The sequence below is a fragment of the Kordia sp. SMS9 genome (assembly GCF_003352465.1).
Lineage (GTDB): Bacteria > Bacteroidota > Bacteroidia > Flavobacteriales > Flavobacteriaceae > Kordia.
The window spans coordinates 842,777-861,276 of record NZ_CP031153.1; the positions used below are offsets into that span (position 1 = coordinate 842,777).

General features: G+C 35.0%; 13 protein-coding genes. 6 read left to right on the forward strand and 7 right to left on the reverse strand.

Annotated features, from left to right (window positions below):
• The first annotated feature begins 126 nt into the window (after positions 1–126).
• From KORDIASMS9_RS03845 to KORDIASMS9_RS03860, 4 genes are read left to right on the forward strand one after another with little or no spacing between them, the layout of a single operon-like run.
• Entirely contained in the window at positions 127–660 is a 534-nt protein-coding gene (locus KORDIASMS9_RS03845; RefSeq protein WP_114901571.1) for a GNAT family N-acetyltransferase, read from the forward strand.
• A gap of 2 nt (positions 661–662) precedes the next feature.
• Positions 663–1,013: a hypothetical protein gene (locus tag KORDIASMS9_RS03850; RefSeq protein ID WP_114901572.1), complete on the forward strand. Its 351-nt coding sequence runs from the start codon at positions 663–665 to the stop codon at positions 1,011–1,013.
• Between the two features lie 40 nt (positions 1,014–1,053).
• Positions 1,054–1,737: a hypothetical protein gene (locus KORDIASMS9_RS03855; RefSeq protein WP_114901573.1), complete on the forward strand. Its 684-nt coding sequence runs from the start codon at positions 1,054–1,056 to the stop codon at positions 1,735–1,737.
• 28 nt (positions 1,738–1,765) lie between these two features.
• Positions 1,766–2,455 carry a hypothetical protein gene (locus tag KORDIASMS9_RS03860; protein WP_114901574.1) on the forward strand — a complete coding sequence of 230 codons (690 nt, stop codon included), beginning with the start codon at positions 1,766–1,768 and terminating at the stop codon, positions 2,453–2,455.
• A gap of 147 nt (positions 2,456–2,602) precedes the next feature.
• Here KORDIASMS9_RS03860 and KORDIASMS9_RS03865 read toward each other — a convergent pair whose 3' ends face one another.
• On the reverse strand, positions 2,603–3,073 hold the full coding sequence (locus tag KORDIASMS9_RS03865; protein ID WP_114901575.1) for a CBS domain-containing protein: 471 nt from the start codon (positions 3,071–3,073) through the stop codon (positions 2,603–2,605).
• Positions 3,074–3,197: 124 nt separating this feature from the next.
• Between KORDIASMS9_RS03865 and KORDIASMS9_RS03870 the strand changes: the two genes are divergently transcribed.
• Positions 3,198–5,474: a M28 family peptidase gene (locus KORDIASMS9_RS03870; RefSeq protein ID WP_114901576.1), complete on the forward strand. Its 2,277-nt coding sequence runs from the start codon at positions 3,198–3,200 to the stop codon at positions 5,472–5,474.
• A gap of 98 nt (positions 5,475–5,572) precedes the next feature.
• Here the strand turns inward: KORDIASMS9_RS03870 and KORDIASMS9_RS03875 are convergent, their stop codons facing one another.
• From KORDIASMS9_RS03875 to KORDIASMS9_RS03885, 3 genes are all read right to left on the reverse strand, one after another.
• On the reverse strand, positions 5,573–7,639 hold the full coding sequence (locus KORDIASMS9_RS03875; RefSeq protein WP_114901577.1) for a M13 family metallopeptidase: 2,067 nt from the start codon (positions 7,637–7,639) through the stop codon (positions 5,573–5,575).
• 94 nt (positions 7,640–7,733) lie between these two features.
• Positions 7,734–8,252, reverse strand: a complete 519-nt coding sequence (locus KORDIASMS9_RS03880) for a nuclear transport factor 2 family protein (protein ID WP_114901578.1) — start codon at positions 8,250–8,252, stop codon at positions 7,734–7,736.
• A gap of 3 nt (positions 8,253–8,255) precedes the next feature.
• On the reverse strand, positions 8,256–8,906 hold the full coding sequence (locus KORDIASMS9_RS03885) for a hypothetical protein (protein WP_114901579.1): 651 nt from the start codon (positions 8,904–8,906) through the stop codon (positions 8,256–8,258).
• Positions 8,907–9,109: 203 nt separating this feature from the next.
• Between KORDIASMS9_RS03885 and KORDIASMS9_RS03890 the strand changes: the two genes are divergently transcribed.
• Positions 9,110–10,063, forward strand: coding sequence for an NAD-dependent epimerase/dehydratase family protein (locus KORDIASMS9_RS03890; RefSeq protein WP_114901580.1), 954 nt, complete (start codon positions 9,110–9,112; stop codon positions 10,061–10,063).
• An 11-nt stretch (positions 10,064–10,074) separates the two neighbouring features.
• On the opposite strand, the gene KORDIASMS9_RS03895 is transcribed toward KORDIASMS9_RS03890, so the two are convergent.
• The 3 genes from KORDIASMS9_RS03895 to KORDIASMS9_RS03905 all read right to left on the reverse strand — a co-directional run bounded on the left by KORDIASMS9_RS03895 (position 10,075) and on the right by KORDIASMS9_RS03905 (position 18,388).
• Entirely contained in the window at positions 10,075–12,828 is a 2,754-nt protein-coding gene (locus KORDIASMS9_RS03895; protein ID WP_114901581.1) for a CHAT domain-containing protein, read from the reverse strand.
• Between the two features lie 290 nt (positions 12,829–13,118).
• Positions 13,119–14,426, reverse strand: a complete 1,308-nt coding sequence (locus tag KORDIASMS9_RS03900; RefSeq protein WP_114901582.1) for a S8 family serine peptidase — start codon at positions 14,424–14,426, stop codon at positions 13,119–13,121.
• Between the two features lie 689 nt (positions 14,427–15,115).
• Complete coding sequence (locus tag KORDIASMS9_RS03905) at positions 15,116–18,388, reverse strand: T9SS type A sorting domain-containing protein (RefSeq protein ID WP_114901583.1); 3,273 nt, start codon at positions 18,386–18,388, stop codon at positions 15,116–15,118.
• Positions 18,389–18,500 lie beyond the last annotated feature (112 nt).

Consider the following 18,500-nt stretch of genomic DNA (forward strand, 5'->3'; position numbering starts at 1 on the left):
AACAGTGCAAATATGAAACGACTTGCAAATTTTATTCGGTTACGACACGCTTACTTTCGTTTACAAATATTTGTAGTCGTTTGTAATTGGATAATTTTACGTATATTAGGCAACTATACTAAATACATGAAGATACATTTAGAAACCGAACGACTTTGTATTCGAGACCTTACAGAACAAGACCTTGATAGTATGTTTGCTTTGGATTCCGATCCAGAAGTACACAAATATTTAGGCAATAAACCAATCAAACATAAAGACGAAGCATTAAAATATATTAAAGATGTGCAAAAGCAATATGTAGCACACGGTTTCGGACGTTGGGCAGTTGAACTAAAAGAAACTGGCGAATTTATAGGTTGGTGCGGCATGCGATTATATAACGATTATACCTTTAACAACCAAACAAATTTTCACGATATCGGCTACCGATTGCGACGTGAATTTTGGGGAAAAGGATTTGCCACAGAAGCTTCAATTGCTTGTTTACAATATGCTTGGAACGTGTTAAAACTTGATACCGTTTACGGAATTACCGAAATAGGAAATGAAGCTTCGCACAAGATTTTACTAAAGATTGGACTCAACTATGTAGAAGATTTTTATTATGAACCTGAAAATATGATGCTGCGTTGGTATAAAATTGAACAAAAAAATTAATCATGGAAAAGAAATGCTTAGAATGTGGCGAGCCGTTCAAAGGTCGCGTCGATAAAAAGTTTTGCAGCGATTATTGTCGAAATTCGTACAACAATCGACTAAATAAAGATGGTAAAAATTTGATCCGAAATATCAACAATCGCTTGCGCAAAAACTGGCGTATTTTAGAAGATTTAAATGTAAGTGGTAAAACAAAAATGCCCAAAACCAAACTGCTAGAAAAAGGATTCGATTTTAACTATTTCACGTCAATATATGTAACAAAATCCAATTCTACCTACTATTATGTATATGACCAAGGATATTTGCCGTTGGAAAATGACTATTATTTGTTGGTGAAAAAAAATGCTTGACACCGTTTTCAAAATAACAATCAGTTGAACAATTAAAAATATGGTACAATACATCATTATAGGAGTTATTATCGTTAGCGGAATTATGCTTATTACCCTAAGTACTTTCTTTAGTAAAAAAAACAGAATACTTCGAGAATTAAAGAAAGTACGTAGAAAAGCGATTCACAGCGTACGCAACCGTGAATATGTGAAAATTGTTGGAAAAGCCAAACATGCGGGCAACCCTTTAATTGCGCCGTTGAGCAAACGCAAATGTGTATATTATGATATCATCGTAAAAGAAAAACGCGGAAAACACTGGAAAAATATCATAAACGATGTTCAATTTCAAGATTTCTTCATTCAAGCTGGAACAGAAAGTGCCGTGATTCATTTAAGCGATAGACGTACCGAAGAAAAAAGAATTCACTTGGTAGCCGATCATAAATTTCGCTCAGGTTTCTTAAAAAATGCAAATGAAGATGTAGAACATTATTTGAATGAATATGGTAAAAATAGTACGGGCTTATTCGGCTTGAATCGTACCATACATTATACAGAACGTGTCATTGAAATTGACGAAGAAATCGCCGTAATGGGCATTGGCAAATGGACAACCATTGACACACCAATTGATGGCTATTCTGATTCAAGAGTGTTGGCGTTGACTGGAACGAAAGAACAAAAGTTGCTCATTACAGACGAACCCAAAGCCATGGAACGCATACAAAGAAAGTTGTAATTGTCAACTTAGCAAAGACATCATAAGTATGGATTACAACCCAATATACATCATGTATGCTACAATAATCGTCATCATTATTGTACTTATAGATCACCTTTTTTTCAGAAAAGAAGCGATCATTACACGAAAATTAAAGAATAAAAAAGGATTAAAAGTTTCGGAAGTACAAAACGGTAATTATATTACTTTTAAAGGAAAGGTTGTAGCAGGCACTTCATTATTAAAAGCAAAACTAAGCAATCGATCTTGTGTTTGTTATAGCGTACAACTTCAAGAATATTCCACAGAAAACTCATATTGGAGTACTGCATCTGAACAAAACATATATCAGCAATTTTTTTTGGATGTCGATGGCGCATATATTATGATTGTTCCCAATCTTATGTTGTATGACGCCAATGAGAGCTATTTTTCTATGGAAAATCAAAAATCACCTGAAAAATTAGACGGATTACCTTTCAGTTTTAAGTATACGTTAAAAGAATATGAAGAAGATGGATACGATTGGAAAGCCAATAAAAAGAAATACCTGCGATTTAGAGAAGGAATTATTGAAGTAGGAGAAATAGTGGTGGTAAAAGGCATTGCACAGTGGAAAACCATCAACGAAGAAATTGAAGGTTATTCTGGTTCAAAAATACTCACATTAACTGGCACTAAAAAGCATAAACTTATCATTACAGGTATTACTAAGGTTGTCAATAAAACAAACTAATACCAATTTGATTATAAAATGCGACTTTAGAGACGAAGTTGCTTTGGTATCATAGAACGCAGTAAAAACTTTACATAGCCATATTCGCAAGGAACTAGAATGGCGAATGAACCAAATTATAGATTGCATTTTATAGTTAAATTGGTATTATTTCCAATTCTGTCCTTTTAAATTCATCGCCGCTTTTAGAATATCTTTTTGACTAATTTGACCCACGAGTTTTCCATTTTCTACAATAGGAAATCGTCTTCTTTTAGATTCAATAAATTTATTGGCTGCATCAAAAATGTTTAAATCACCATCAATGGTTTCTACATTTTTTGCCATGTGTGCTTCAATTTTATTATGCTCAAAGGGCATATTATAATACCGACTATCCGAAATTTGCTTGATGCAATCGCCTTCCGAAATAATACCGATCAACTCGTTTTTATCATTGACAACGGGACCGCCTGATATTTTATGTTGAATGAGTTTTTGAATAACTTCTTCTACAGTTTGTTCCGGTTTAAACGTGATTAAATTTCGCGTCATATAATCACTTACTTTAAATGCTTCTACTTTACTTGAATTGCCCGATTGCGACTTACGCGCACCTTGAAAACTTTTTATTGCCATGACTTAGGTGTTTTTAGATTCTTTTAAAGTTACTCATTTTTAATTAGTTAACCTAAAACCCATGTTTCTTAACATTTCCTGTACTCTTTTTTAGTATTTTTAAGCAACCATTCCATCAATCAACATGACTACACCGAATCCACGTTATACGTTTCTATCATTTTTACTGATTGCTTTTGCAGTTTACTATAGTTTTCATAGTGATATGCCACAAGAGCTCACCGAAGAAAAAATTCCTGTTGAAGAATTCTCCACCGTACGCGCCTTTACACATGTGAATAAAATAGGGCAAAAACCACATTATGTAGGTTCAAAAGCACATGCAGAAGTCCGTAAGTATATCCTTTCTGAATTGAAACAATTAGGACTCGATCCTATTATACAAGAAGGATTTACACTCGATAATTCAGGAAATATTTCCAAACCTAAAAACATACTAGCGCGGATTAAAGGAAAAAATTCGACAAAAGCTTTATTATTATTGTCACATTACGATAGTGATCCGCATTCTGCAATCGGCGCAAGTGATGCTGCAAGTGGTGTTGCTACAATTTTAGAAGGAACACGTGCCTTTTTAGCGAAAGGCGAACAACCTGAAAACGATATTATTTTAGTATTATCTGATGGAGAAGAATTAGGCTTAAATGGTGCCGAACTATTCGTTAACAAACATCCGTGGGCAAAAGATGTTGGATTGGTATTAAATTTTGAAGCGCGCGGAAGTGGCGGACCAAGCATTATGTTGTTGGAAACGAATGCTGGAAATGCCAAACTCATCAAAGCGTTTCAAAATGCTAACTTGCAATATCCTGTAGGGAATTCGCTCGCGTATAGTATTTACAAAAAGCTGCCAAATGATACCGATTTGACCGTTTTTCGGGAAGATGGAAACATTCAAGGATTTAACTTTGCGTTTATTGACGATCATTACGATTACCATACCGCAAATGACACACCTGAAAATTTAGATTTTAACACCTTAACGCATCAAGGAGCGTACTTAATGCCATTGCTTGATTATTTTTCCAAGCAAGATTTAACGCAAATTACCACCGATGAAGATTTAATTTATTTCAACTCACCATTAGGTTTTCACACCTATCCAATTAGCTGGATTGTTCCGATGTTGATACTTATTGTGTTGTTATTTATTGGGGTTCTTTTTTATGGTTTTAAAGAAAATATGCTTTCTCAAAAAGGCGTTTTACAAGGGTTTGTATCGTTCTTCATCGCGTTGATTGCAAGTTGCGGATTGACTTTTATAGGTTGGTTGTTTATTTCTTGGTTGTATCCGCAGTACGCAGAAATTCAACACGGATTTCCGTATAATGGTCATACATATATTACACTTTTTGCCCTTTTTGCGTTGGGAATTACGTTTTATTCCTATTATAAATTCGGAAAAAAGACAACAGCTGCCAACTTATCCATTGCGCCATTATTCTTGTGGGTTGTTATTAGTATTTTGGCTGCTCTGTATTTAGATGGTGCTAGTTTTATAACGATTCCAGTATTGTTTATGTTGCTCTCATTGTTCATTCTGATCAAACAAAAAAATACACCTACTACCTTATTGTATACCATTTTGGCTTTGCCAGCTATTTTTATTTTAAGTCCATTTATTAAATTATTTCCAGTAGGATTGGGCTTAAAAATCATCATCGTAGTTCCGTTATTGGTGGTGTTAATTATAGGATTGTTAATGCCCGTTTTCGGATTGTACAAACGCCCAAAATGGACAGCACGTATGTTTTTCTTATTGACAATTATTGCCTTTTTTGTAGCACATTCGAGATCAGATTTTACAGAAGAACGTCAAAAGCCAAATAGTTTGGTGTACGTTTTAGATGCCGATGCACAAAAAGCCAGTTGGAACACGTATGATGGCATTTTGGATGATTGGACAAGGAATTACATTAAAGAAGGCGAAGTTTCCACTGCAAAAAACGTGATGGACAGCAAGTACAAAGCAAAATTTACATATACGCAAGCAGCGCCTGTAAAGCAAGTTTCCATGCCGTTAATAGAAACTATAAAAGATACTACATATAATAATTTGCGACATGTAGACGTAAAAATTACGTCGCAGCGAGCTGTAAATCGTATGGAAGTATTTAGTAACGAAACCAAGTTTACTAGCGCAAAAGTGAACGGAATGTCTTTAAAATATCCAAATAATACATGGAATCGTTTGACGAGTTATTATGTGTCTGACAACGAACCGTTAGTATTGTCGTTTACCGTACAACCCAATGCAAAACCTGAATTGATTTTGTATGAAGCTTCTTTTGACTTGATGGAAAATCCGTTGTTTTCTATTCCTGCGCGCGCTAAAAACATGATGCCACGACCTTTTGTATTGAATGATGCCATTATTGTGAAGAAGACGATTGGGTTTTAGATTACAATAAAAAATACTATGCGAAGTTTGAGGCTTTGCATAGCATTTTTTGTTGTTGTGTTAACGTTATGTGTGAAGTCTGAGACTTCAACACAATGTTACCAAATACGAACTCTATCTTCTGGAGCAATGTACATTTTGTCTCCTTCTTTGATATTGAATGCTTCGTAGAAAGCGTCAATATTTTGCAAAGGAACATAGGCTCTGTATTGTCCTGGCGAGTGTGTATCTGTTTTGATACGCGTACGCAAGGCTTCTTCTCTAATTTTGGTTCTCCAAACGGTTGCCCAAGAAAGGAAGAAACGCTGTTCTGCTGTATATCCGTCAATTTTATCTGGACGTCCATTTTCTTTGATGTGACGCTGCAATCCGTCATACGCACCTAAAACACCGCCTAAATCTCCGATATTTTCTCCTAAAGTGTATTTACCATTGATAAATACGCCTGGCAATACTTCAATAGCACTGTATTGATCGGCCAATTTGTTTCCTCTTTCTGTAAATTGCTTTAAATCTTCTGGTGTCCACCAGTTTACCAAGTTTCCATCCGCATCAAAGCGTGATCCTGAATCATCAAATGCGTGTGAGATTTCGTGTCCGATAACAGCACCAATTCCACCATAATTTACCGCATCATCCGCTTGATAATTGTAGAAAGGTGGCTGTAATATAGCGGCTGGGAATACAATTTCGTTGTTTAATGGATTGAAATATGCATTGACCGTTTGTGGCGACATTCCCCATTCTGTTTTGTCAACTGGTTGGTCGATTTCATCTAAATTTTTTCTTAAAGACCATTCGCCAACAGCCATCATATTGTCGTAGTATGAATTTCCTTCTTTCACTTCTAGTGTTGAATAATCTTCCCATGTGTCTGGATATCCAATTTTCACCGTGAATTTGTCTAATTTTTCAACTGCTTTTTTCTTCGTTTCTGGACTCATCCATTTTAGCACCATGATTCTATCTTTGTATGCAGCAATTACGTTTGCAATCATTTTTTCTGCTTTTGCTTTCGCTTCTGGCGGAAATTTTGCATCTACATATAATTGTCCTATTGCTTCTCCAACCGAACCATTTACAGTAGCTAATGCTCTTTCTTTAGCATCGCGTTGTTTTTTTGCTCCGTTTAATTCTTTTGAGTAAAATTCCCAGTTTGCTTTGTTCAACTCAGTAGTCAACATTCCTGCTGCACCATCTAATGTAGACCAACGCATTAAGGTTTTGATATCGTCAATACTTTCTGTTTTAAGAATTTCTTGCAACGCTGTCATGTAGTTTGGTTGCATTACAATTACAGTGTCTAATTTTCTAGCACCTAAATCGGTGATCATTTTATTCCAGTCAATTATAGGCGTCATTTCTCCCAATTCTGCAATTGTTCTTGGATTGTTAAAGTTACGCATGTCTCTGCTTTGCACTTTGTCTAAACGTGGCTTTGCCAATTTCGTTTCTAATGCCAATACAGTTTCCGCATCTTTTTTAGCTTTTGCTTCATCATCACCTAAAAACTGTAACATACGTGTAATATGCGCTACATATTTTGCTCTGATTTCTTTTGCTTTATCATCTTCGTCTAAGTAGTAATCTCTTTCAGGCAATCCCAAACCGCCTGGCGTTATGTATGCAGCATTCATACTACTGTCGCTTAGGTTCGGAAAACCTGCTAATCCCATAAATGGCCCAGAAACCGTTGTTGGATTTTTTGCCAATACGGTTTGCATATCTTCAATAGATTGGATACTTTCAATAGCTTCTAATGCTGGAAGTAATGGTTTGATGCCTGCTTTATTTCTAGCAACTGTATCTAGTATAGAGTTGTAAATGAACAATGCTTTCGCTTGATCAGTTGTTGCAGCATATTTTCCGCTTTCGTTGGCTTTTTCTATAATTTCAATAACATCATTATCGGTATCTTTACGCAATACTCCGAATCCTCCCCAAGAAGTTCTATCGGCAGGAATTTCGGCTGTTTCCATCCATTTTCCATTTACATACGTGTAAAAGTCGTCATTTGGCTTTACAGAAGTGTCCATATATTCCAAGTTGATCCCTGGAACTTGTGCAACTTCCTTTTCTTTTTCTTCCTTTTTCTCACCTGCACATGAAAAAATAAGTGCACTTGCCGTAAAGCAGAATGCAAATTTTAGAGTGTTAGTCTTCATTGTTTAGTTCTTGTTTTAGTTCTACGTTCTTTAGTGTATTTAGGAGTGTTAATGTTACAGATACTGAGTACATTAACATTTATTTAAGATATTTTTATAGTTTTGATTTGATGATGGAATCATATTGTTTCTTTAGCGCCACAACTTCTTTTACGTTGTCATTAGGAATCGCAATGGAAAGTACATAATGTTGAATTTTCCATGTATCGCCTACTTTTTTAACCACACCTGAGCCTCTACACAATTCCATTTGCGTGTTCAATAATTCATCAAACCAAGCAATATCGCCATATTCTGAGAGGAATACATTGCGTTCTAACGCGGTAAAACTCCATGCTTTTCCTTTGTCGAAATACGGTTTTGAAAAGTTTTTAAATGCAGCATTTTTCCAATTTTCCGATGCATCAGTTCCAATAAAAATAGCATCGTCTGTCATTTTTGAGAAGTAATCGTCAAATTTTGCATCTGCAGCAGCTTTATGCCACGCATCTAACACTGTATTGATTTCAGTTTTATGTTGCGCTAAACGAAACTCATCTACTTTTTGACGTGCTTTTTCAGTATTACACGAAATGCATAGCATGAGAGCAATGATTGGGATGATTTTTTTCAAAATTTAGTTATTTTCTGTTTTTGTTTTTTTGAAACGTTTGGTAGATCGCTTCGTTGGCACCATATTTCGTTTGGGAATTGGTGCTGTTTTACGATCTATTTTTTCTACTTCTGTACTATCCGATTTGAATAAATCGCCCAATATTTCTTCGGGTTCCATATTGAGTAACGTAGCTTGTTCTACTTGATAACACACCGAATGAAATACGTTGTTCATTTCCACGATTTCTTGTTCTATAAAATCGTTAGAAATACTTTCATCTGTAGCATCATCTTGCAGTTTTAGCGCTTTTGTTTTTAGGACTAGAAATCGACTTCGAATTTGCATTACGTCCAATTCTTTAGGAAATTTTTTCTTATCAACTTCCTCAATGTTAGCTGCTAATTGCCCTAAATCTTCTGTAATTGAAAAACGCGTTGTATTGTTGATAAGCTTCATGCTTTCATGCACCGTTTTGAATTCTAACCAATCTTGTACAAGTTTTTTTTGCGTTGCTGTCAAGCTTTTTAACGCGCCCTTTTTAGGAACATTTAGCTTGTTTTTTTCAAAATATTCAGCTTGGTTTTCCTTTTTTGGGATACGCTTTCCTTGCTCTTCATCCTTACAAGCAAAGAAAGTAATTCCAACAAGGATACATACTATAATTCTTTTCATTGGTTTTGGACTAATTTTATTAAATAAAAAGTCAAAACAAATATAGGTAGTTTTTTAAGTTAGCATGTGTTTTTAACAAAGTTTACCATGTTAAGGTGTTGTATTTTATGAATTTATCAAAATTTTGACGTTTTTTATCAATTTTTCGCATTTACTCGAATTAGAATTCTGTATCTTTGTAAATCTTTTTTACCGATTTTTTGATGAGTACAAGGGTTTTGATTATTGGTGCCTGTGGGCAGATAGGAACAGAATTGACAACTGCTTTAAGAAATACGTATGGTGTTTCAAATGTGGTTGCATCTGATATTCGCAAAAGTGAGAATGATATTTTTAATCATGGCGCTTTTGAAGTTTTGGATGCTCGTGATAAAAATGCCATCAGTGCTTGTGTAGAAAAGTATGAGATTACCGATGTGTATTTAATGGCGGCTTTATTGTCTGCCACTGCCGAAGAACGACCAGATTTTGCATGGGATTTGAATATGAATTCCTTGTTTCACGTATTGAATTTAGCAAAAGACAAAGTGATTCAAAAAGTGTTTTGGCCAAGTTCTATTGCAGTTTTTGGAGAAAATTCTCCTAAGAAAAATACACCTCAACATACCATCATGGAACCTTCTACCGTGTATGGAATTAGTAAATTGTCTGGTGAACGTTGGTGCGAATATTATCATAAGAATCACAATGTAGATGTTCGCAGCATTCGCTACCCTGGATTGATCAGCTGGAAAGCAAATCCTGGTGGCGGTACTACAGATTATGCTGTTGAAATTTTTCATGAAGCCATTGAAAAAGGTTCGTATACGTGTTTTTTGAAAGAAGACACTGCGCTTCCAATGATGTTTATGGAAGATGCTGTCCGTGCCACAATTACCATTATGAATGCCGCATCTGAAACCGTTAAAATTCGTTCATCGTATAATATTTCCTCTTTAAGTTTTACACCGAAACAATTGGCAACAGCAATTCAAGGATTTATTCCTGAATTTACTATTGATTATAAGCCTGATTCAAGACAGAAAATTGCAGATTCATGGCCCGAAAGTATTGATGACACAGCAGCTTTAAACGATTGGAATTGGTCGCCAAAGTTTGATATGAAGAGGATGGTTTCTGAGATGATTTCGAATTTGCGACAGTATGAATTTGAGTAGGGAGACTTTCACTAACTTGCCTTTGTAGTGGTTTGTTTTCTTCTGAGGAAAATTACAATTCCAAACAAGCCTATTCCGCCCAAAATATAATAGAGATTTGAGTTTTGACTGACGCTTATCGGATTGGCGTCGCCTGTTAAAGTTAACGCGCTCCAATAATACGGAGATACTTCACTCGTGTTTTTATTTTTTTGAATGTAGCTAAGTTTTGCTTTTTGCAACGCTGCCGATTTTGTATCGCCAGCCACAATGTTTTTGTAAAATTCTTGAATGATCTCATTGCTCGCTTTTTCATTGATATCCCACAAAGAAGAAACCACACTTTTGGCACCTGCGTTGAAAAATCCTCTTGCCAAACTCATTACGCCTTCCCCTTTTTTTAATTCGCCATCTGAGGTTTTACAAGCACTTAACACAACTAAATCCGATTGGTTTTTGGTGAAATACAATTCGTCAAGCGTTATTTTTTCGTCATAGAATGCCATCCAAGGAACTGTGTTATCAATACCGCCGTGCGTTGATAAATGTACGATTTTGTAGTTTCCATACGCCGTAGTGAATCGTTCTTTAGTAGCGTTTTCATATTGAAAATGATCCGCATCAAAGATATTTGTCAATTTTTGCAGTTCTGTTGAACTTGTTGTCAATGTAGCAAACTGATTATTTTTAAATTTTGTTGGAGCAATGGCAATAAATGTTTCCGAAATGGGCGTTTTGTTTTGTTTTGATTGCGCCGCAGAAGACAGTGAATAGTTGTAGTGAATTTCGGCATTTTGTATTAAATATTCATTGTTTGGCATCCGTAACGCTTCAAACGGAATGTATTGCAACATGCCATCGGCAATGATGGTAATTCGTTTTTGTGAAAAATGTGCTGCGTTTTCAAATGGAAGTAACTGTTTGTATAGCTTAGTGGCAACTTCTTGATAAGTTTGCTTGTCATTTTTGTTGACAAACGGTTTGGAGACTGCATTTTTATAGGTTGTCACTGTTTTGGATAGTATTTCGGTTGGTGGCAATTCTTGTAGCTGAACTTCGTCAGATGAAATTAAAGCTACAAACCCTTTTTCTGTTCCCACAATGTATTGCAATACTAGTGCATCTTTTTGCAAGCTTTTTTGAACTTTTTTTAGTGTAACAATTTGAATGTTTGTTTTGTAATTGTAATATTTTGGATAGCTTGTTTCTAGCGAATCTATGAATGCGTTGTAGGCTGTTTTGTAAATGAATATGGTGTTTTTTAAGGAATCTGTTCGTTTCGTTTTTACGGTTGCATTGCCTTGTATTTCAGATTCTAATGTTTTGATTTGTTTGATGAGGTTTTGTTCACGATTCAGGATGTTTTCGGGAAGCTTAGACAAGCGTTTTGCGGTGGCATTCGTCATATTTTCTAGCAACAACATGGCTTTGTTTTTTTCCATGAAGAAGAATGCTTTTTCAGGTTGTTGCAAACGATAGCAAACCTCTACTGCTTTTGGATAAAATGTAGCTCCTTTTTTTCGCCAAAATAATTTTGACAAGTCTTCTCTACTTTCAACATAAATAATGTCAATAAGCCGATCGGCTAGTGTAAAAGTTTCTAGTGCATATTGAAGATATTCGTTGTAATTTTCGGCTTCATAATACGCCAACCAACCATTTGCTTTGTCAATTAGGTATCCTAACACATCTAGTTTATTGGGTGAAAGTTCAATGTCTTGAAAATTTGGTAATGTTTGAGGATTTAGCGTTTCTATTTGCAATGCTTGTGTGATGGCATTTTGGTAGTAAATGAGTGCTTTTTTGTGGTTAGTTTCTATTTGGCAAATATCGCCTAGGTTGTTGAAAACCATGGCTTCTTTATTCTTATCCTCATATGTATATTCCAAAGCTTTTTGGAAATACTGTAACGCTTTTTGCAAGTCATTTTCCTTTTTGGATAGTACTCCAAGATTCAAATACATAAAAAAAGTGTTTTCAAAATCTTCTTCCTGTATTGAAATATTCAACGCTTCAAAATAATAGTTTTTAGCTTTTGAATAATCTCCTAAAAAATCGAAAAAATAACCCAAACTATTCACATAAGATTTCTCTATTTTAGGAGTAAAATCATAGTCTTTTTTTAGTGCTTCCATTTCTTCAATAAGTGCTCTTATTTTTAAATTATATGCACTATCCTCCAAATTTACATACGTTGCTAGTTTATCTTTTAAGGAAGTTGCTAATCCTTTGTTATCTTGCACTTCTTTATAGATGTAGATAGATTTATCAAAATTGTCAATTGCTTTTTGTAAATCTCCTAATTCACCGTAGATATTTCCCAATTGACGGTATACTTTACCCAATGAACTATTGGTTTCTGGATACCTTTTCAAATAGTCAAGCGCACTTTTTAAACCTTTATAATATTCTTGATTTCGACCTAAATAATAGATCCTGTTGCGATGATTTTTCTTAAAGTTATCTGTATCAAATACATTTAACTGTACAGCTAATTCCTCTATTTTTTCAGTATATAAAAGTCTTCTTTTTATATTAGTTCCATCTGTTTCTGTAAAGAATTCCCTGTATATCTTAACTAATTCTAAAGTATCTATTTCAATATTATTTAAGTGTAAAAGACTATCCAATAATTGTTCTTTTTCATTGAATGATAATTCTTTTTCCTCAGTCAGTTGGTTGTAATATTCAGACAATTCTACTTGCTGTGCTTTTGCAATACCAAAAGAAATGAAGAAAAGAGATAACAGATAAAATTTACAAACTTTTACACGAATCACGATCATACATTAAAAAATTTCAATTTTTTAGAATACTGATAAGTCAACACAATAAATCTTTCTTTTATCAAGTTATTTATATACAAAAACTTTATATTATGAAAAACCAACAAAACTTTACACAATGTAAGCAATTTCAAGTTTCCAGCAACCTTATCAATATGATTCTTGGTGGAGAAAAGAAAGTAATAATTAAAGATGACCCAGAAATTGAATAGGAAAAAGAGGAGTTGACGAGACTCCTCTTTTTGATAGTCTAAATGCAAGATTACCTAAACCTAATTTAAACTATGTACTTAATCAGGAATGTGTTTTGAATATTGTATTTCTGACAAATTAGGATCATAAATAGCATTTTCTATCACTGTATTTTTTAGTAGTATTCCTGACATTCCCGATTGATATAGAGCTCCACTGTATCCTGAGGTTAATGCCGCAGAGTAGGAAGTTCCGCTAACGTAGAGTGTTTCATTGTTATATACAAACGGAATATATTCTCCCGAAGCTGCAATATCTACAGAATAGATACCTCGGTTTGAAAAACTTGCCAAACTGGAATTGCTAGATGTTCCTTGCGGATTTGTATACACGCCTTCAATATGTGCGTTGGAGTTACCGTTTACTCCCGCCATGGCTGCTACAGCTAAGATGTTATTAGATTCATACGAAGATGGATAATGTGGTATAACATCATTATCAAGTCCCTTGTTTCCTGCGGAAGTAACTACTAAAACATCGTTTGCATTTTCTATGAATCTTCCTAACAATTCACGATTTTCATGATTCCAACCAAAACTCATATTGATTACGTTAACATCTGGTTTACTAGCAGCGTATTGAAAACCACATAAAGCATCAAAATATTCAATATTTCCTGCTCGATCTGCGACTTTTACAGGTAATATTTGATAATTTACATTGGCAGCTTTTAATTGAGACGCAATGAAATTTGTAACAATGGTTCCGTGTCTACCACTGTGATTGTCGTACGGATTGTTATCTTGATCTACAAAATTCCAACCAAACAGTTCATTGTACCCATTATCTGTGCAAGCGTTTTGACTACTATTGTATAAAAATGATCCCGTAAATCCTGGATAATCATACATGATACCTGTATCTAATACTGCTACTGTAACGCCTTGATTGGCACTTACTCTTTTGAGTAATCCGTCATCTGTGATGCCAACACCTCCGAAATCAACAAATACATCCTCATAAATCTTGATATTTGGATTATACTCTGTGCCTTCAATCTCTTCATCTCCTTTTATGACTCCTTTTTTTTCTTCTAATCCGCCGCCGCCACTTGGATTTTTATCTTCTTCAAAAATCCAAAGTTCCAAATTTGGATCTGCGCATTTACAGGTTTTATAATCTAGCACATTATATTCAGCTCTTTTTAATATTTTTTCGGCTTCTGTGGTTCCATCTGGATATAGAATAACAAGCTCATTTCCTATTTCTCCAGCCGCATTTCCTCCTTTTTGAAAGTTTTCCGTCTCTTTTGCAATATTAGTTTCTTCTTGATCTAGTGTTTCTTTTTGACAGCTTACTATCATCGTCAATAGTAAAGCAATACAGTATATTACTACTTTTTTCATATTGTTCTAAGTTTAAATTAATGATGTGATTTTTTAATAATAGCGGTTTAGGTATTAAAAATTCTTGCTAGGTGTGAAGCGTTAGAATCTTCTTGCATTATTATTTTTTTGTGCATGCTTGTTTAGTGATGCTTACAGCATTATTTTTACTAAGTCTGATCTGTTCAACTCGTTTGGCAATACACGTTTTGTACTACTAAATGTTTGTTTTATTGATTATTCCTACTCTGTTTTAAGGTGACAGGTTTTTCGGATTCGCCCTGTAACATGAACGCATTCATAGAATAGTTCGGAAGCTGAAGTTTTGTTACCCAACTTATGCTGTAAAAGTTTAAAAAAATTGTTTTAAAGGTTAAATGACAGGTAGGAATTGTTAGAAAATTAGTTCTTTTTTTTAACTTAAACGATTGATTTTATATGAATTATACCAATTTACACATAAAATAATGTTTATAAACTCGTTCATTTGGCAGTTTAGTTCTTTGCGAATACTTTCCGTAGCTAAGGCTATGCAAACCATACACAGCATCCTATACAGCCAAAGCAACTTCGTATCCAAAACACCATTTTAAATGTAAATTGGTATTATCAAAATATACATGAGATGTGTGGTACTAAGTTTCCCTAAAAAACAAAAAATCCCAGTCACTTAAATTGACTGGGATTTTAAAACTTAGTGTGTTTTTATTTTATTTAATAACGACTTTTTTAGTGATGGTTTCTGTATCTGTAGTAATCACAAAGAAGTACATTCCTGGTGTTAATACTGATCTACCATTCCAAGTGATCGTCGTTGCGGTATTTTCTATACGATTATTATCGAACGATTTGATTAAGACGCCGTCAAAACGATATACTTTAAGCATAAAATTTGTTTTGTCTTTACCTGATATTTCGATATTCATATTACCGTCATTCGGATTTGGCGAAATTTTTGCCTCCGTTTTTACATCTGTTGGTTCATGAGGCACTTCGTCATCTGTTGGTTTCACAACTCCGTAACAGTATACACATTGTGAATCTGACCATATAATTTCATCTTTACACTTTACTCCTACTTTCCAACTGAGGCAGTTAGAGTTTTTAATAAATGGTAATTGTGTAGATGTTCCTGTAACTTCCCAACGAGTCGCAGTTGGTGGATATTTAGGTTCACAACAGCTAGGATCATCCCAAGTAACTTCTATTACGTAGTTTAATGATGGATCGCCTGTCCAACTCATACCAGCACTTCTACAGTCAAATCGTAAGTCTGTAGGTACTGGACAAGGCTCTTCACATTCATAGAAGAAACAGTCTTGATACACACATTCTTTACCATATTCAATGTTGGTAGCTGTAAAACAAACTGGACCACTCATTGGTAATGGGAAGGCACGCATAGCTCCAAATCCTCCATCAGACCAGCTAAATGTTAGATAATCGTTCGGGTCAATCACGTTTCCAGCAGCATCGACTAATTCAATAAATACAATTCCTAAATCACACGGATCACAATCTTCCCCATTGCTATTGGCTATTGCATCCATATAAGCTCTTACTAAATCAAGTTCTGCTTGAACTTGCGCTTGTTGTGCATTTACAGCATCCGCTGCTTTTGCTAAAGAAGTTGTTTTTGCTAGTTCTTTTTCTAATGAAACTGCATATTCTTGCACTTGACCTTGAGTTGGGCATTCCAATACTCTGATAAAGATATCTTCATCACAACAATCTTCAAAATACGTAATTATATATTCGCATCCATTCGGATAGGTAATGGTTGCTTGCCAGTTTTCTAATGGAGAAGCATAGATAAAGTCTCCTAGAATATTTTCATCGACAGGTGTATCTAAATTATCCCATGAAATCATAATTCCACCTGCTGAAGTTATTGGAGTTCCGTCACTACTTAGCACATGAATTGGCCACTGATCTGCGGTACATACTACTTCTGGACAAGCTGGATGTTGCCAGTATGGAGAAATGTACGGCTCATCATTACAACAGTTTGGTACTTCAATGAAGATGTCTTCCAAACAATCAAAATAATCTGTAAGACCAATCCACAATGTCCAATTTCCATCACTTACATCTATGGATCCTAGCGAATAGTTGGTGACATCACCTGTTACATTGTCGAGAACGATTTCATTACCGTTGCTTACCAATTTTTGTTTCGCCATCCAAGGCAATCCATTGGTTCCAGTTACAGTTACACTTACATTATAGAAATCATCTGAATAATCTGATGGAGTTCCGTTATCATCACACTCGCCTATTACCACCTCAACGTCTAACTCACATGGAGGCGAACATGGTTCTGGTACGGCTACTGCAAGATTAACTGAACAACTCGGATCTGCATCATCGGAAACTTGGAATCCATATAAATTATTATATCCAGAAATAAGTCCCATATAAATGGTAGAAGTACCTCCATATCCACCAGAATTGCTATTTGGTGTGGTAGCGTTCCAAAAAGTTCCAGCAGAGTTTGTAACTGTTAAGTCAAAAGACCATGTATCATCACTAGGATCGGTAGTTCCTTGATCATAACATACAACATTGGTTACACTAGCAGCAATATCACAACAATCTGGATTGTTGAAAATGTAGTCATTATTTTGTCCTGGAGTTGTTTGTGTATCACTCGCATCTTGTGTACCACTCCCAATATTAAATGTAACATTTACTCGGAAATCATAACCCCCAGTTTGGGAAGGAAAATCATTTGCGTTTACAGTAAAACAAACTTGATTTCCTGTAATTACTCCGTTGGTTAGTGTTTGTTGTACTTGTCCATTTTGCAAAATATCCAAAGATGTACTATTAATTGTTCCTGTTTGTCCATTTAATTGCGGTAAGGTAAACGCTGCACATACATCAAATGGCAATGTAACTTCACAAGGATCAAAAGGATCTAACTCAATACTTCCTTGGAAATTTGGTCCTCCTTCACACGATTCTGCACAAATATCATCTACATACGCATAACCAAAATGCCCACCACGAGCACAATCGGCAGCTATAAATTCAAGATTGATAATGTCACCTGCATTTCCAGAGATATTTAAAATACCACATGTCCAATCTTGCCACAAAATAGTTGTATAATTACAATTATTCCCGTTGGGACTGACTGGGTTGTTGATTTGATTGAAAAAAGGATTGTTTGCAGGGTTTGAGATCACACAAAGACGATCTAATTCAACGCCATTTGCATCTAATGCTCTTGCAATAAAAAATGGATTTTCATTAGGGTGACTAGGAAATTCTGCCACTAACGCATAACTAAAACGCACTTGTTGGTCACCTGATTCTTGAAGTGTAATTGGCTTTACCAATCGATCAATTCCGTGGTCTGGTGTACAAGGTGTTGAAGCATTGATACGTGCTGCAAAGTTTCCATTATTAACTCTGTTCAATGTACCGCCGTTAGCTGCAATAAGTGGATCAGTCCCAGCTGTTACCATTCCAAAGTTTGCGGTTCCGCTAAAAATATTTACTGGATTCCAAGCAAAGTTTCCTACACCAGTTGTTGGTACGGCGCCACACTCTCCAAATGTATGCCCTCCTGGATCGTCAATTGCAGAAAACCCTTGGAAATTATTAAAATTTCCATCTTCAAAATCACCGTTTAAACAAACAGGAGCCATTTCTAGCGTATAACTGTCTGCATCATTAGGAAAGGTTCTAAAATATTCATTTCTCAGATATCGTACTTTATAAGCATCTAAAGCTTCTCGCTTTTCTTGGTCTGATAAATTGTTAAATAAAAATCCGTGCTCTCCGAGCTCAAACGAATTTTTATACTTTGTTAGTTGTTCCTCTGGAACATTTTGTATGTTTTTTTGTGTGAATGCTCTAATTTTTTGCTCTACTTTTTCAATACGTTGCTGTTGTAACGAAATTTCTTGAGCAAATAGTCCGGTGTAAGAACATAGCAAGAATACACAAAACATACTTAAAATAACTTTTTTCATAAGTAATATGTTGTTAAATTGGTTAGTTCCTACTCTTTTTTTAGGTTAAGGCTTTTCGGAATCCGCCTCGTGAATGAATTAATTCATAAAATAGTTCCATGTAAGAAGTTTT

Coding starts and splice junctions, on each gene's coding strand:
- KORDIASMS9_RS03850 (WP_114901572.1), top strand. CDS start 663: ATGGAAAAGAAATGCTTAGAATGTGGCGAGCCGTTCAAAGGTCGCGTC.
- KORDIASMS9_RS03905 (WP_114901583.1), bottom strand. CDS start 18,388: ATGAAAAAAGTTATTTTAAGTATGTTTTGTGTATTCTTGCTATGTTCT.
- KORDIASMS9_RS03890 (WP_114901580.1), top strand. CDS start 9,110: ATGAGTACAAGGGTTTTGATTATTGGTGCCTGTGGGCAGATAGGAACA.
- KORDIASMS9_RS03885 (WP_114901579.1), bottom strand. CDS start 8,906: ATGAAAAGAATTATAGTATGTATCCTTGTTGGAATTACTTTCTTTGCT.
- KORDIASMS9_RS03895 (WP_114901581.1), bottom strand. CDS start 12,828: ATGATCGTGATTCGTGTAAAAGTTTGTAAATTTTATCTGTTATCTCTT.
- KORDIASMS9_RS03845 (WP_114901571.1), top strand. CDS start 127: ATGAAGATACATTTAGAAACCGAACGACTTTGTATTCGAGACCTTACA.
- KORDIASMS9_RS03860 (WP_114901574.1), top strand. CDS start 1,766: ATGGATTACAACCCAATATACATCATGTATGCTACAATAATCGTCATC.
- KORDIASMS9_RS03875 (WP_114901577.1), bottom strand. CDS start 7,639: ATGAAGACTAACACTCTAAAATTTGCATTCTGCTTTACGGCAAGTGCA.
- KORDIASMS9_RS03865 (WP_114901575.1), bottom strand. CDS start 3,073: ATGGCAATAAAAAGTTTTCAAGGTGCGCGTAAGTCGCAATCGGGCAAT.
- KORDIASMS9_RS03870 (WP_114901576.1), top strand. CDS start 3,198: ATGACTACACCGAATCCACGTTATACGTTTCTATCATTTTTACTGATT.
- KORDIASMS9_RS03855 (WP_114901573.1), top strand. CDS start 1,054: ATGGTACAATACATCATTATAGGAGTTATTATCGTTAGCGGAATTATG.
- KORDIASMS9_RS03900 (WP_114901582.1), bottom strand. CDS start 14,426: ATGAAAAAAGTAGTAATATACTGTATTGCTTTACTATTGACGATGATA.